Below are 14,298 nucleotides of genomic sequence, written 5' to 3' on the forward strand. Positions count from 1 at the left end.
ATGACTTAACCTATCGGGGCGTCATGGTGACGCCCCGAGCAGCCCTCACTAGCATCCCCGCGAGTCCCGATGGAAGGATATGTAAAGCTTTACGAAATGCTCGAGAGCGCCCTGCGTCAGGCCGGCGAAGAGGCCGGTATGCTCTTGGGGCAGGGGCTCACGGCAACGCTCACCGATTCGCTCACCTTTAGCAAGGCGGCCTATTTCGGTGATCTTGACGACGGCGTGTTCGTCATGACCATCGACTCGCGCGAAGAATACCCCGGGCAGTTTTACCTGGTCTTTAATCTGCGCGATGCCATCCTGATGAGCAGCCTGCTGCTCGGCATCCCCACAGCACGTATACAGGAAAAACGTCGCCTGTCGATCATCGAGGCCGATGACATTGATGCCTTTGGTGAGATCGGCAACATGATCAACGGCGCGATCAACACCACCTTCCAGGCCAGTCTGAGCGGCAAGGCGCAGCTTAAGCAGCAGGAATCAAAGAAGTACGTTCCTGAGATCGATCCGCTTTCCGATGATGAGCCGCTGCCAAACGGGGAGTACCTGATGTTTCGGGCAAAGCTCGAGATGGAAGGGCAGGAGATGCATCACCTGGATGTCCTGATCCCGCTGGAATTGGGCAATCAGTATGATCCTCCCCCGGAAAAGCCCGCCGAGTCCGAGCAGGTTGAGCAGGTTGAGCAGCCTGAGGATGTTGTAGCAAAATCGGCTGAGGGCGCAGCTGGTGATCAGCCAGCACCTACCGCTTCAGCCGAGGCGGTGGCGGAGCGGCCGGTTGCTGCTGCTGCCGGTACTGCTGGTGAAGATATGGTGGTCATCTTTGAGGACAGCGATGAGGACCGTCTCCACCTGCGTGAGGCGCTCGACTTCACCGGGTTCAAGCTGGTAGAAGGTCCCCTTAATGCCGACGTCAAGGATCTGTTCAGCCAGGGCAATGTCAGGATGGTGCTGATCGGCTCCCAGGATGCCGATGACCGCGAGTTGGCGGTCTGTATCAAGATCAATGCCTTGCGTCAGGATCAGCCGGTGCCGATTGTGATGTGCGCCCACCGCTGGACCCGTACGGCGGTGCTCAAGGCGCTGAAATATGGCGCCCGCGATATCGTCATCAAGCCCTGCGACCCGGAGGAGCTTGCTGCCAAGGTGAAACGCCTATGTCGTCTTCCCGCAGCCTGATAACCTGTTTTTGCACACTGGCTCGCACAGGCTGCCGAACCTGGCTGATTGGCAGTCTGCTGGTGTTGCTGGTGCCTGTGCTGTGCTGTGCCTCTCTGCCCCCCAACCATCTGCAGCGGATTGAACTCCACTCCAAACAACAGTTCACCCGGGTAACCTTCAAGCTGTCTGCTGACCCCCGCTTTGAGATCGTACCGCTGGCCGGCAACCGCCTGCGTCTGCAGCTCCATGACACCACCGGCCGCCTGTTCCGTGGGCTGCGACGTTATGCTGACCGGAACATCGGCGGTCTGGTTATTTCGCAACGAGGCAGCGATCTGGTTGTCACCTTTGCCTTGGCCCCGCAGGGTGTCGGCTGGCGGGTGGTACACCTGGCGGGGGTACCTGCGTTGAGTCTGGACGTTGGCCCACTGCTGCAAGCCCGGCCGCCCCAGCCGATGCAGCCCGGTCGTGAACGAATCTGGGGTGGCGCAGAAAAGCTGTTACGTGACTTTGACCCGCCGATCAAGCCGGAGGTGCCCTTTGTGCCCACCGATCGGCTGGTGCTGAAAGACCTATTGAATCAGGATGAACAGAAGCTGTTCCAGGCGGCTGAAGGGGCCCTCTATAAGGGGCAGCTCACCTCCGCCGAGGACCTGCTGCTACCGTTTGCCAACCGCACCGGCGCTGCCATCCGGCCGCTGGCTCTGTATCGTCTGGCCGAGACACGCTATCGGCTGCAGCGCTACAGCCAGTCACTGGAGAACTTTCGTGAGGCCGAGCAGCTCTGGCCTGAGTTTCTGTCCCTGAACCCAGCCAGCATGTTTTTTTACGGCGACAGTATCGCCCGTAACGGCAATCTACCGGCTGGCCGCCAGCTGCTGACCCGTCTGGTGGTTTCCCATGCTGACAAGCCGTACGCTCAGGTTTTGCTGGTGCGAGTGGCCGATGTTCTGGCGCGTCAGGGTAACGAGCTGGGGGCCCAGGCCATCTATCGGACGGCGGCCGAGTCTTTCGCAGACAGCAAAGCCCGCCAGATAGCACTCATGAAGTTGGCTGACCGTGATTTTCTGCGCGCCACGCCACTTGATTACCAGTCGCTGACTGAAACCTATCATGCCATTGCCAAGCAGGTCGGTGATTTTGACCTGCGTGAGGAGGCCTCCTTCAAGGCGATGCTGCTGGCAGCCATCAACGCGCCTGCCAACAGCGCCCTGGATGAGGCGATTGCCTTTCAGAAGCGTTTTCCGCGCGGCGTCTATACCGCCATACTGCGTGAAATGCGCGAAGATCTGGTTGAGCAGGCTTACCGTCAGGGGGCTTGGGATAAAGACCCGGCAGCTTTGCTTGGCCTGGTGACTACGAATCAGGACTATCTGGCCACTGCCTTGGGGGACGATGGCTTTTTGCCTGCGGTAACCAGCGCCTTCGATAAGGCTGGGCGGCCTCTGGATTTGATAGCACTGTATGTTGGTCTGCTGGATCGCCCCTGGGTGGGAGAGCCCAACGCCCCTTATCTATACCTGCAGGTGGCCGAACACGCCGAACTGCTCGGTGATACCCTGCTGGCCAAAAAAATGCTGCGCTCTTTTTTGACGCGCTTCCCTGCAAACCCACAGGCAAAAATAGGCAAAGAAAAACTGGGCGCCCTGCAGTACCTGGACGGCGAACAGGCTGAAGCACGCAGCAGCCTGCTATGGCTGCTCAACAAGGGCGAACAGGCCGAACATCCACTTAGTTACTATTACCTTGGCCGCGCCCTGTGGGACGGCAAGAATTACGCCCAAGCGGCTCAAGCCCTGGAGCGCTATGTATTTATTGTCCAAGCTCTGGGCCAGAAGGCCCCGCTAGTGGGAGACGCCTATTATATAGCTGCTCAGGCGCGACAGTCGCTTGGCCAGTATCAGCAATCTCTGCAGCTGCTTGAGAGCGGCATGAAGAGTGTTCCTGTTGAGCGCCGTGACCAGTTCTTGTTCAAACTCGGCGAGGTGCATCTGCAGGATGGAAAGCAGGAACAGGCGCGTAGCTATTTCGAGCAACTATCAAAAGAAGGTAAGGATGCAGATTGGCGCCGTTTGGCGGCCCAGTCGCTGTACGCCATTGCCACCTCCCCCTCCTCTCCGTCAAAGAATCAAAAAGTCAAATAATTGAATAAGTCAAAATAACGACAAGCCTGTGATGGGTCGCCAAGCCGCTGTAATGCCCAGGAACCCGCTGTGGGGCGCCGTTTGCGGTCGCTTGTTGTTTTAGGGCACATTTATTGCAAAATCGGTCAGGTGCTCATGCCGATTGAGTAAGTGGGGGTAGTTATGCCTGTTGAGGGATTGTTTAGCACAACGGTTGAGGTGCTTGCCAAGAGTGTCGATCTGCGCACGCGGCAGCAGAATCTGATAGCGTCGAATCTCGCGAACGCAGAAACTCCAGGTTTTACGCCACGTGCCCTGGAATTCGAAAAGCAGCTGCAGTCTGCCGTCAAGAAGTCGTCTGTGCGCGGGTCGGTCGCGGATGGGACGCAACCGCACCCGGCACACATCCCGCTGAAGGGTGATGGTCCGGCCCGTGTTCAGCAGGTAAGCGGCACTGTGGTGGAGGTGCCTTCCCAGACGCCTGGCCGTGACAACAACGGCGTTGAGCTTGAAAACGAGATGAGCCGCATGATGCAGAATCAGGTTCTGTTTAATGCCTCGGCACAGCTCTTGGCCAAGAAATTTGAGGGGCTACGCAGCGCCCTGAGGGAGGGTAAATAATGGATCTGTTTACCTCGATGCAAACCAGCTCAACGGCCCTGACCGCTGAGCGCACCCGCATGAATCTGGTTTCGAGTAACCTGGCTAATGCCAACACAACCCGTACGCCTGAAGGTGGGCCGTATAAACGTAAAGACGCGGTGTTTACGGCTACCCCGTTACAGGGGGGGTTCGGCAAGACGCTTGATCGTGCTGCCAATGAACAGATCCGGCAGGTGACAGTCACAGAAATCAAGGAAGACAAAAGTCCGCCCCGTCTGCAGTTCGATCCCAGTCACCCCGATGCGGATCCGCAGGGTTATGTGGCGATGCCGAATGTGAACGTGGTGGAAGAGATGGCTGATATGATCAACGCCACACGAGCCTATGAGGCCAATGTCATGGCAGCCCAAGCTGCCAAAAATATGGCGCTGAAGACGCTGGAGATCGGCCGATAGGAGGTAACGGGTGGAAATCAAGACAATCGGTGGCATAGGTGCGGGGCAGGGGCTCGGGCTGGGATTGGGAAAGAATCAGCCAGTTTCGGCCATTGATGGTGCCGGTAAGTTCTTTAGTGAGCTGGTGAGCAAGGTTAACGATATGTCGGTTCAGTCGGACCAGGCGATACAGAAGCTTGCTACCGGAGAGAACCGCAATTTGCACGAAACCATGATCGCGGTCGAAAAGGCCAGTATCTCGTTCCTGTTTATGTCCCAGGTGCGCAATAAGGCGCTGGAGGCCTATCAGGAAGTGATGCGGATGCAAGTATGACGGTCTTATGGTCTTATTTTAGCCCTGTAGGAGGAAGGTCGTCCCATGCCTGAAGGACTGCAACGAATCCTTGAACCATTCATGGCCATCTCTCCGGGTAAGCGGATGCTGGTTGCAGGTGTGGTGGTGGCAACATTGTTGGCCTTTGCCGCGCTGATCATGCTGGCTAACCGGACCGACTACCGTCCGCTGTTTACTAACCTCAGTACCGAGGACGCCGGGGAGATAGTCAAAAAACTGAAAGATGCCAAAACCCCGTATCAGATCACAGCAGATGGCAAAGGCGTGATGGTGCCCTCTGACAAGGTGTACGAATTGCGCCTGACCTTGGCCTCAGAGGGGCTGCCCCAGGGCGGCGGCGTCGGTTTCGAGATCTTTGACCGTAAAAATTTCGGTATGACCGAATTTGTGCAAAAGCTCAACTATCAGCGGGCGCTGCAGGGTGAGTTGGCGCGTACTATCTCCCAGATCAGCGGCGTCGAGCAAGCCCGGGTGCATCTGGTGATACCGGAAAAATCGCTGTTTAAAGAAGCGGAAAAACCGGCTACTGCATCAATCGTACTGCGGATGAAGGGTAACAAGTCGTTGCGTGACGCCGAGGTGCAGGGTGTTGTGCACCTGGTGGCCTCCTCCATTGAGGGGATGAATGCCGACAACGTCACCGTGCTGGACAGCCGTGGCAAGATTCTCAGCAAGGGTGACGGCGCCGGCGATGCGACCGCCAAGATGACCAGCACCATGCTGGAGACGCAGCGGGCCTATGAGCGCAGTATGGAAGATCGGTTGCAAACACTGCTGGACCGAGTTGTGGGTGGGGGTAAGACCGTTGCAAGGGCCACCGCCACCTTCGACTTCAAGCAGGTTGAGCGTGTTGAGGAGAAGTTTGACCCGGAGACGATCGCTGTGCGTAGTGAACAGCGCAGCGAGGAGAAATCAGGCGGAACGACCATTGCCACCGGTGTGCCCGGCGTACAGACCAACCTGGGCCGGAACGCAGCCGGAGCAGCAGGCAACGCGGCAAGCGGTGGCAGCAGGAATGATGAAACCCTGAACTATGAGGTGAGCCGGTCCACTTCACGCACCATTGAGCCGGTGGGCACCTTGAGCAAGGTCTCGGTTGCCATTCTGGTTGACGGCAAGTATGAGGCTCCAGCCGCAGTCAAGGAAGGCGAGTCTGCGAAGCCGAAGTATATTCCGCGTTCACCGGAGGAGTTGCTGCAGATAGAGGCGTTGGTTAAAGGGGCGATCGGCTTCAACGCTGAGCGCGGTGATCAGCTCAGCATTCAGAATATACCGTTCCAGGACCCGGAGGATGCTGCCGGCCTGGCCGAAGCGCCCAAGTGGTGGAGCAATCCCTTCTTCCTGGCACTGTTTAAAAACCTGTTGATCGGTCTCGGTTTTGTGGCCTTGATGCTGTTTGTGATCAAGCCGTTGATCAACACATTGCGCACCAGTCGGCCGCCGCGATTGGATATCCTAGAAACTATGGCACCCGACGTCCAGGAGAAGCTCTCTGCCAGCGAGCGGGCCCAACTGGCGGCACAGATGCAGGAACAGCAGGATCTGATGGAGAAGGCCAAGACCAACCCCTACCAGGTGGCGCAAATACTGCAAAACTGGCTGACGGAAGAGTCGTAAGAGAACAAAAAGCAACCACGGTTATGCAGACGGAAAACAAAGCAGAGGAGCATGCACCATGACCGGAGCCGATAAGGCTGCCATATTGCTGTTGTACCTGGGCGCTGATGTGACGGCCAAGGTCTACGAGCATATGGAGGATGAGGAAATCAAAAAGATATCCAAGAGCATGGCCCACCTGGGCCATGTGCCACGTCACACCATCGTTCAGGTGGTTGAAAATTTCAATGAGGTGATCTCGCCGGAATCAGGCATCTTTGCCCAGGGTGAAGAGTTTGTGCAGAAGATTCTTGAAAAGGCCCTGGGCCCCGGCAAGGCCAGCATGTTGATGGAGGAGCTACGTGCTTCCAGCTACGGCGATCTGGTTGATATCCTGGCCGCCATGGATTCAAAAAGTATTGCCAACTTTCTGTCACAGGAACATCCGCAGACGATTGCCGTGATACTTGCCAAGCTGAAATCCAAGCAGACCAGCGAGATCATCTCCTACCTGCCCCAGGAGCTGCAGGCCGAGGTGGTACTGCGGATTGCCGATGTTGAGCAGGTATCGCCGGAGATTCTGCAGGAGATCGACGAGGTGATGCGGCGCGAGCTGAAGTCGATGGGTGGCGTCCAGCGCTACAAGGTGGGCGGTATCGAAAAGGTGGTCGATATGTTCAACCACTTCGACCGCAGCAAGGAAAAACAGATTCTGGAGAAGTTGGATGTGCTGTCGCCGCCGCTGGCCGAGGTGATCCGCAAGCACCTGTTCACCTTCGAGGACGTCTTCGCCCTTGATGACCGCTCGATTCAGTCGGTGATGCGTGAGGTTTCCAACGATACCTTGACCCTGGCCATGAAGACCTCCACCGATGACGTCAAGAACAAGATTTTCAAGAATATCTCCAGTCGTGCCGCCGAGATGATCAAGGAAGACCTGGAGGTGATGGGTCCGGTGCGTCTTTCGGACGTGGAAAAGGCACAGTCCGAGATTATCAAGATCGTCCGCAAGATGGAGGAGGAAGGCAAGATCGTGCTGGCGGGACGGGGCAGCGAAGATGCCCTCGTCTAAGATCATCAAGGCTGCAGCGTCTGATCTGCCGATCTGTGATTTCAGTTTCCGGCCGGTCAGCCACAACGTAGCAGCATCAGCTACAGAGCAAGCGGACGAAGGCAGTGCTGCCTTTGTACCGCTTGAAATTTTTGACCCCAGTGAAATGGGCGGCAGGATCGGGCTGCAATCGCACAAACCGGTGACTGAAGCAACGCCAGAGATACCGGGTAAGTTTGTCAGTGATCAGGATCTGGAACGTGAGCTACAGGAGTCCTATCAGCGGGGCCTGCAGGATGGCAAAAACCTCGCTGAACGCGGTTTACTCAACGTATTTAAAAGCATGCGTACCGCCAGTGAAGAGTTGCAGCAGCTGCGCGAAAAGGTGCTGCGGGATTCTGAGGATGACCTGCTGACCTTGGTGATTGCCGTTGCGCGGCGGGTGATTCACCACGAAATCAGCCAGCATCGCCAGCTCGTGATGCAGGTCATCAAGGCTGCCCTGCGTAATCTGAGTGACAAGGATCAATTGATCGTGCATGTACACCCAGATGACCAGGCGCTGCTGACCTCAAGCCAGGATCAGGCCCTGCGTCAGGAACTGGCAGCACTCAACTGCACCCTTAAGGCCGACGGGACGTTGCTGCCGGGAAGTTGTCAGGTGGAGACCATGCTGGGCACGGTAGATGCCAGTTTTGATGGGCAGCTGGAGGAGATTTACCGCCAGATGCAGGAGGAACGGACCAGTATGGCGGAGACTGAACCGGCTGCCTGTATGGATACTGAATGAGCCAGACCCACCTTGATATGGGCCGTTACCTGCAGGCAGTGGAGCGTTGCAACCCGATCAGGTTGCACGGCAAGGTGATTCAGGTGGTGGGGCTGGTGATCGAAGGCTACTGCCCTGAGACCTCAGTGGGGGCGATCTGCGAGATACGTCCCAAGGATGGCGAGCCGATCCCGGCTGAGGTGGTGGGTTTCCGTGACGGTAAGACGCTGTTGATGCCGCTGGGTGAACTGCGCGGTGTCGGGCTGGACAGCCTGATTACGGTCAGAAGAGACAAGGCCACCCTGAAGGTCGGTCCACAGATGTTGGGGCGGGTGATTGACGGTCTGGGTAATCCGATTGATGACCAGGGGCCGCTGCATGCCGAGGTCGAATACCCGATCTATGCCTCGCCGGTCAATCCAATGAAGCGGCCACCGATCAGAAGACCATTGGATCTGGGCATCCGCTCCATCAATGGCTTGTTGACCTGCGGTCAGGGGCAGCGGGTTGGCATCATGGCTGGCTCCGGGGTCGGTAAATCAACCTTGCTGGGGATGATCGCCCGCTACACCGAGGCCGACGTCAACGTGATCGCGCTGATCGGTGAGCGGGGCAGAGAACTGCGTGAGTTCGTAGAAAAGGACCTTCAGCAGCAGGGACTGCACAAGTCGGTGGTGGTGGTGGCCACCTCTGACCAGCCGCCATTGGTACGGATGCGGGGCGCCTACATCGCCACCACGATTGCCGAATACTTCAAAGACCAGGGCAAAAAGGTGCTGCTGATGATGGACTCAGCCACCCGTTTCGCCATGGCCATGCGCGAGGTGGGGCTGGCCATCGGTGAACCACCCACCACCAAGGGCTACACCCCGTCGGTTTTTGCGGCCTTACCCAAGCTGCTGGAACGGACCGGCAACTTTTGCGAAGGCAGCATCACCGGCCTGTACACGGTGCTGGTGGAAGGTGACGACTTTAACGAGCCGATATCCGATGCCATGCGCAGTATTCTGGATGGCCACATTGTCCTGTCACGCGATCTGGCCGCCCGTAACATCTACCCGCCGATCGACGTGCTGGCCAGCGCCAGCCGGGTGATGAGCGATGTGGCTGAGCCGCATCACAAGGAGCTGGCCGGTCGTTTCAAGGAGACCTTGGCCACCTATCGTCAATCAGAAGACCTGATCAACATCGGCGCCTACAAGGGTGGCAGCAACCCGGCCATTGACGAGGCGATCCGCCGTATTGACGCCATGGTGGCGTTTCAGAAACAGGCGGTGGGAGACCCGGCTACCCTGGCTGAATCGGTGGAAGGCATGCGCGTTATCTTTGAGCGGTAAGGGGCTGCCATCATGTCCTCAAAAAAAGGGTTTGAACTACACCAGGTACTCAACTACCGCACCGATCTGGAACGGCTGCGTAAACAGGAGTTTGCCGCTGCGCGCCAGGACCTTGATCAGGCCAGCGACAAGCTGGAGCAGCAGCGTAACGAGGCTGCAGCCTTGGCACGGGATTTTGCCGAGCGCAACGGCCAGCTCAACTCGGTGGTTGAGCTGCAGTTGTATGCCGATTTCTTTGCCCGCAAGCGGGAGGAGATCAAGCAGCAGCAGGAACGGGTGACGGCGCTGGATCGGATCCTGGAGGACCGGCGCGATGACCTGGTGCAGGCCACCAAGGACAAGAAGGTGCTTGAGGCGTTGAAGGAAAAGAAAATGCAGGCATTCCGACAGGAGATGCAGCGCAAGGAGCGGGACTTTCTGGATGAGACCGCTGTCCAGAAGAAAGGTCGAGACTAGCAAATGAAGAAACCGTTGCAGTTTTCTGTGGCCGCGCTCTTTTTTTTGGGAGCGGTCTCTTCGTTGCAGGGCAGCAGTGTGCCAGCCACAACGGCTCAACAGTCCGTGCCGGTTGCGCCGACTGCCAGCGATATGGCAGCAACCCGAGCAGCGCGGGAAGAAAAGGCGCTGCTTGATGCCCGGCGTCAAAAATTGGCGGAGCAGGAGGCAGCCCTGTCGGCCAAGGAGGCTGAGCTCAAGAAGCTTTCAGAGAAGCTTGAGCTGCAGCTGAAGAGTATGGAAGACGCCAAGAAAAAATATGATGAGACCATGCGGTTGCAGGAAGAGGTACTAAAAAAACAGCAGGGTGAAAAAGTTACCAAGATGGTCAAATTGTTTAAGGCGATGAAGGCCGATCAATCAGCCAGGTTGCTGGACGCCTTGCCCGAGCCGGAAGCGATCGTGCTGCTGGAGCGACTGGATACCAAGACGGTTGCCAAACTGGCCCCGTTCGTCAACCAGCCGCGGCTGGTGCGCTGGATCGATGAAAACCTGAATATCAGGCCATAAGAACAAAACAGGTCAACTGGCAGACATGAGTTGCCGATAAGAGAGTTACCGAACAGTCTGTGGTTCGGTACAAATTACCCACAGAAAGGAGGTGAAAACATGGAAACAGCACAGATAATGATGATGCCGGTAACAACCGCTGCAGCGCCAGCTGCTGGTATGTGCGGTATGGGCACCTGCTCGGAAGACGGTTTTGGATCACTGCTGGGGCAGACGCTGGCACTGTTGGAGCAAAGTGGTGTTGGTGGTGCTGCAGTGGATGGAACGTTGGTGACAGCAGGGCTGCAGTCCGCCCAGCAGATGCTGCCGCAGGAAATGCCTGAAGTTGCGCTCGCACTTCCTCAAATTTTAGAAGATGTTATCGACGAGCAGGAGCAACTACCGCTTGCTGAAGACGGTGGTAGCCAGGAGCGGGCTCTGCAGTTGGCTGGATTTCTGCAGGCAGCCATGCTGGCACCCGCGCCGGTGCCTCAGGCAACACAAGCAACACAGGTGGTTCACGTTGATGCGGCAAGCAACATTGCCGGTGTGACACCACTGCAAACAGCACCAGAAGCAGCAATGGCCGATGGTGCCGATCAGTTGCTGGCAGCGGATGAACAGCAGCCTGTGGTAACGGTTGGTCAACCGGAGCAGTCAGTGCGTACCGATCGTCCCGGGATTGTGGTTGAACAACCTGCAGCGGCGGGGCGTGAAGTAGCGTTACAACGCGCTATGGTGCTGCCGCAGCAACCCGCACAAGAGGTGTTCACCCACCAGCCTGCTGGACAGGTCGTTGCTGAACAACAGGCTGGCACAACAGTGGTAGCAGAACCTGTGGTGCGAACAGACACGGCTCGGGCTGCAACGGTTGCGGCAGCAGCCGAAGGCAGGCCGTTGGTGGTGGAGGTCCCGGCAGCACCGAAGGGTAACGCTTCAAACGTTGCCCAGGTTCGCTTTGCACAACCGGCAGAGCAGGTGACTGCAACTGCACAACCTGAGCAACAGCGTCAGCAGGAGCAAGGGCAGCTTGGACAGCAGCAAGCCAGGCTGGTCGACGGTAACCCGCAGGGGCTGAACATAGCCGATCAACCTGAAGAGGCTACCTTGTTTCAACTGCAGACAACGGCTGGTGCAGAAGCCGAAACGCCCCATGGTCACAGTATGGGCGTAACGATCCAGCGTATGGCCGGGGGCCAACTGGAGGTACAGGCCGCCGAGCCGGCCAAGGTTGCAGCAGAGGCGCAGCTGATGCGTCAGGTCACTGATCGCCTGGAGACCCACGATCTGAAGCAGGGCACGGATCGTATCAGTCTGCGGCTTTCCCCGGAACATCTGGGCAACCTGCAGCTGAACCTGCGGATGGAAGACCAGCAGGTGCGGGTTGAGATCGTGGCAGAAAACAGGGCCGTTCGTGAAGCGCTGCTGCAGCAGGTGGATCAGTTGAAAGAAACCCTGTCACGGCAGAATATCAAGATGGAATCGTTTGACGTTACCACCGCTAATAACGGCGGACTTTCACAGCAGCAACAGGGTGACTGGCGCCAGGCCGCCAGTGAGCGGCGTCCGCAGTATGCCCAGCAGTACGGTGCGGTTAGAAATGCTGGTGCAACAGGCAGTGGGAGCGACGTGGCAATGCAGTACTTCGCGCCACAGTATCAATCAACTCTGGACGTACGATTCTAGAGAAAGGAGGACACGACAGATGAGCACAACCATCACCGGCACCACAGCCACTACCTCAACCTATGCTGCCGATGCCATGAAAAAGTCGATCGGCATGAATAAAGACGATTTTTTGGTGTTGTTTATGGAACAGCTGAAGCATCAGGATCCGCTTAATCCCCAGGATCCGACTGAGTTTCTCGGTCAGCTGGCTCAGTTGACACAAGTCGAGCAGGCGTACAACACCTCAGCTACGCTGGAAAAACTGCTGGCTGCCCAGGACAGCAGTATGGCCATGTCGTCGGTGGCGTTGATCGGTAAAGAGGTCACTGCACTGGGAATTCAAGCCGTATTTGACGGCAGCAATCCGGCCACCTTGAGCTACCAGATGCCGGCCAACACCTCTGCAACCACCCTGCGTATCACCAATGCCTCCGGGCAGACCGTGCGGCAGATCGATCTGGGTACGGTTGCCGCCGGCAACGGCAGCTACCAGTGGGACGGCAAGGACGGTCAGGGTAACCTGCTGCCGGCCGGGTCTTATAACTTCGGCATCAGCGGTATTGATGGACTGGGCAACACGCAGATCGCTACCACCTACACCACCGGCGTGGCAGATGGCGTCAGGTTTGAGAACGGCATGGCCTACGTCACCATTGGAGCGGTTTCGGTCCCATTCTCGGATGTGACCACCGTCAAACAGTCATGAGTACCATTGACCAGATCTATTTTCCGAATCCAGTTCAACCGGTCAACAGACCGACTCAGCCAGGCACACAGCCGGTCAAGCCGGTTGGTGATTCCCCCTTTGCCAAGGTTCTTGAGCAGAGCCAGGGGGTCAAGTTTTCGCAGCATGCCCAGGATCGTCTCAAGGCCCGCAACATCAGCTTCAGCAGTGACCAGCTGCAGCAGTTGGAAGGGGCTGTCAACAGCGTGGCCCAAAAAGGTGGCAAGGAGTCGCTGGTCATGATGGGCGATGCCGCCTTGGTGGTAAGCGTCAAGAACCGCACCGTGGTGACCGCCATGGATCGCACCCAGATGAAGGGCAATGTCTTTACCAACATCGATTCAGCAGTGATCATCTAACTACTAACCAAACGGGCTGGTCCTCTTGAGGAAGCCTGGGAGATGCCGACCGACTGACGCATCTCCAACCAACAGGAGGCACGACAATGAGTATCACATCCGCAATGTTTTCCGGCGTATCGGGTCTTTTGGCCAATGCCGAAGGGATCAACGTGATCGGCAACAACCTGGCCAACGTTAACACCGTGGGCTTCAAGTACAACCGGATGCTGTTCGCCGACATGATGTATGTGGACGCTGGCAACGGCTCCCAGCTGGGTCGCGGTACCCAGATTCAAAAGATCGACACCGTGATGGGTCAGGGTGCCTTTGAGAGTACCGAGGTGGTCACCGACCTGGCCATTCAGGGCGAGGGTTTCTTTGCGCTTGGAATGCCGAATACGACGGTAGCATCAGCTGAGATACCACCAAACTCAGCTTACTATACACGTGCTGGTACATTTAGGATTGGACCAGCTGAAGGTACTAACCTGCCTTTGATAACACCGCTGGGATACAAGGTTCTTGATGAAAATGCCAAACCTATTTTTATTCCTGCAACATTAGGGACGGGTACGTTCCAAAAAATAACCAGTATTGAAAACAATGGTATAATATCAATTCTTTATGCTGATCCGACAGGTCTTCCGACGACTGCATATTATGCCGGACCGGGCGTCGTTAATACTGATATAAGTGCTGCAAAAAGAGTCGGCTACGCGACCGTCAATAACCCGCCTGCCCTTTCGAAAGAAGGTGGCAATCTTTTCAAGTCAACAATTGCTTCAGGCACTCCAAGTATTACCAAGGCCAACGGCAACAACAGCAAAATCTTTTCCAACTCGCTGGAGCAGAGTAACGTGGATATGGCGGCCCAGTTTGTGAAGATGATCCTGACCCAGCGGGCCTATTCGGCTAACTCCAAGACCATCACCACCGCCGACGAGATGACCCAGGAGGTCTTGAATCTCAAGCGTTAAGCACCTTTTGGCGTAGCATAACCTGAGCAAGCCCCCGTTTGGTTGCACGTTAGTGTGACCGGGCGGGGGCGGTTGTGTATTGCGCGCCTGGCTTTTTGCGTTGTGGATGTTGCAAAAAACAGCGTTTCGTTTTAAATAGATGCGATAGATGTGTTCGCACGTAGACAACGGG

15 protein-coding genes are annotated in these 14,298 nt (G+C 56.8%); all 15 read left to right on the top strand.

The annotated features are described in order from the left end of the window. Positions 1–69: 69 nt before the first annotated feature. Positions 70–1,182 carry a response regulator gene (locus RBQ93_RS00260; RefSeq protein WP_320369993.1) on the top strand — a complete coding sequence of 371 codons (1,113 nt, stop codon included), beginning with the start codon at positions 70–72 and terminating at the stop codon, positions 1,180–1,182. Then, a complete protein-coding gene (locus RBQ93_RS00265; protein ID WP_320369994.1) occupies positions 1,161–3,308 on the top strand; it encodes a tetratricopeptide repeat protein in 2,148 nt (715 codons plus the stop codon). Before RBQ93_RS00260 ends, RBQ93_RS00265 begins: the two co-directional genes overlap by 22 nt. Positions 3,309–3,470: 162 nt before the next feature. Beyond that, a complete protein-coding gene (flgB, locus tag RBQ93_RS00270; protein WP_320369995.1) occupies positions 3,471–3,908 on the top strand; it encodes a flagellar basal body rod protein FlgB in 438 nt (145 codons plus the stop codon). Beyond that, positions 3,908–4,345 (top strand): flagellar basal body rod protein FlgC, encoded by a 438-nt coding sequence (flgC, locus tag RBQ93_RS00275; protein ID WP_320369996.1) that lies wholly within the window; start codon positions 3,908–3,910, stop codon positions 4,343–4,345. Before flgB ends, flgC begins: the two co-directional genes overlap by 1 nt. Positions 4,346–4,355: 10 nt before the next feature. Further along, positions 4,356–4,658 (top strand): flagellar hook-basal body complex protein FliE, encoded by a 303-nt coding sequence (fliE, locus tag RBQ93_RS00280; RefSeq protein ID WP_413818341.1) that lies wholly within the window; start codon positions 4,356–4,358, stop codon positions 4,656–4,658. 45 nt (positions 4,659–4,703) lie between these two features. Next, a complete protein-coding gene (fliF, locus tag RBQ93_RS00285; protein WP_320369997.1) occupies positions 4,704–6,296 on the top strand; it encodes a flagellar basal-body MS-ring/collar protein FliF in 1,593 nt (530 codons plus the stop codon). Between the two features lie 58 nt (positions 6,297–6,354). Beyond that, positions 6,355–7,347, top strand: a complete 993-nt coding sequence (gene fliG / locus RBQ93_RS00290; RefSeq protein ID WP_320369998.1) for a flagellar motor switch protein FliG — start codon at positions 6,355–6,357, stop codon at positions 7,345–7,347. After that, positions 7,334–8,116 (top strand): FliH/SctL family protein, encoded by a 783-nt coding sequence (locus RBQ93_RS00295; RefSeq protein WP_320369999.1) that lies wholly within the window; start codon positions 7,334–7,336, stop codon positions 8,114–8,116. The genes fliG and RBQ93_RS00295 overlap by 14 nt, the downstream gene beginning before the upstream one ends. Continuing rightward, a complete protein-coding gene (locus tag RBQ93_RS00300; protein ID WP_320370000.1) occupies positions 8,113–9,432 on the top strand; it encodes a FliI/YscN family ATPase in 1,320 nt (439 codons plus the stop codon). The genes RBQ93_RS00295 and RBQ93_RS00300 overlap by 4 nt, the downstream gene beginning before the upstream one ends. A gap of 12 nt (positions 9,433–9,444) precedes the next feature. After that, the gene (fliJ, locus tag RBQ93_RS00305; RefSeq protein ID WP_320370001.1) at positions 9,445–9,888 is read left to right on the top strand and encodes a flagellar export protein FliJ; all 444 of its coding nucleotides are present in this window, start codon (positions 9,445–9,447) and stop codon (positions 9,886–9,888) included. Positions 9,889–9,891: 3 nt separating this feature from the next. After that, on the top strand, positions 9,892–10,437 hold the full coding sequence (locus RBQ93_RS00310) for a hypothetical protein (protein ID WP_320370002.1): 546 nt from the start codon (positions 9,892–9,894) through the stop codon (positions 10,435–10,437). Between the two features lie 99 nt (positions 10,438–10,536). Further along, complete coding sequence (locus RBQ93_RS00315; RefSeq protein ID WP_320370003.1) at positions 10,537–12,102, top strand: flagellar hook-length control protein FliK; 1,566 nt, start codon at positions 10,537–10,539, stop codon at positions 12,100–12,102. Between the two features lie 19 nt (positions 12,103–12,121). Continuing rightward, a complete protein-coding gene (locus tag RBQ93_RS00320; protein ID WP_320370004.1) occupies positions 12,122–12,790 on the top strand; it encodes a flagellar hook assembly protein FlgD in 669 nt (222 codons plus the stop codon). Further along, complete coding sequence (locus RBQ93_RS00325) at positions 12,787–13,167, top strand: TIGR02530 family flagellar biosynthesis protein (RefSeq protein WP_320370005.1); 381 nt, start codon at positions 12,787–12,789, stop codon at positions 13,165–13,167. Before RBQ93_RS00320 ends, RBQ93_RS00325 begins: the two co-directional genes overlap by 4 nt. A gap of 86 nt (positions 13,168–13,253) precedes the next feature. After that, positions 13,254–14,126: a flagellar hook basal-body protein gene (locus tag RBQ93_RS00330; protein ID WP_320370006.1), complete on the top strand. Its 873-nt coding sequence runs from the start codon at positions 13,254–13,256 to the stop codon at positions 14,124–14,126. Positions 14,127–14,298 lie beyond the last annotated feature (172 nt).

It is taken from the genome of Trichlorobacter sp. (assembly GCF_034008105.1).
GTDB lineage: Bacteria > Desulfobacterota > Desulfuromonadia > Geobacterales > Pseudopelobacteraceae > Trichlorobacter.

Bases quoted from the DNA above. Each gene is read 5' to 3' on its own strand.
- RBQ93_RS00260 (WP_320369993.1), top strand. From the start codon at position 70: ATGGAAGGATATGTAAAGCTTTACGAAATGCTCGAGAGCGCCCTGCGT.
- RBQ93_RS00265 (WP_320369994.1), top strand. From the start codon at position 1,161: ATGTCGTCTTCCCGCAGCCTGATAACCTGTTTTTGCACACTGGCTCGC.
- flgB (WP_320369995.1), top strand. From the start codon at position 3,471: ATGCCTGTTGAGGGATTGTTTAGCACAACGGTTGAGGTGCTTGCCAAG.
- flgC (WP_320369996.1), top strand. From the start codon at position 3,908: ATGGATCTGTTTACCTCGATGCAAACCAGCTCAACGGCCCTGACCGCT.
- fliF (WP_320369997.1), top strand. From the start codon at position 4,704: ATGCCTGAAGGACTGCAACGAATCCTTGAACCATTCATGGCCATCTCT.
- fliG (WP_320369998.1), top strand. From the start codon at position 6,355: ATGACCGGAGCCGATAAGGCTGCCATATTGCTGTTGTACCTGGGCGCT.
- RBQ93_RS00295 (WP_320369999.1), top strand. From the start codon at position 7,334: ATGCCCTCGTCTAAGATCATCAAGGCTGCAGCGTCTGATCTGCCGATC.
- RBQ93_RS00300 (WP_320370000.1), top strand. From the start codon at position 8,113: ATGAGCCAGACCCACCTTGATATGGGCCGTTACCTGCAGGCAGTGGAG.
- fliJ (WP_320370001.1), top strand. From the start codon at position 9,445: ATGTCCTCAAAAAAAGGGTTTGAACTACACCAGGTACTCAACTACCGC.
- RBQ93_RS00310 (WP_320370002.1), top strand. From the start codon at position 9,892: ATGAAGAAACCGTTGCAGTTTTCTGTGGCCGCGCTCTTTTTTTTGGGA.
- RBQ93_RS00315 (WP_320370003.1), top strand. From the start codon at position 10,537: ATGGAAACAGCACAGATAATGATGATGCCGGTAACAACCGCTGCAGCG.
- RBQ93_RS00320 (WP_320370004.1), top strand. From the start codon at position 12,122: ATGAGCACAACCATCACCGGCACCACAGCCACTACCTCAACCTATGCT.
- RBQ93_RS00325 (WP_320370005.1), top strand. From the start codon at position 12,787: ATGAGTACCATTGACCAGATCTATTTTCCGAATCCAGTTCAACCGGTC.
- RBQ93_RS00330 (WP_320370006.1), top strand. From the start codon at position 13,254: ATGAGTATCACATCCGCAATGTTTTCCGGCGTATCGGGTCTTTTGGCC.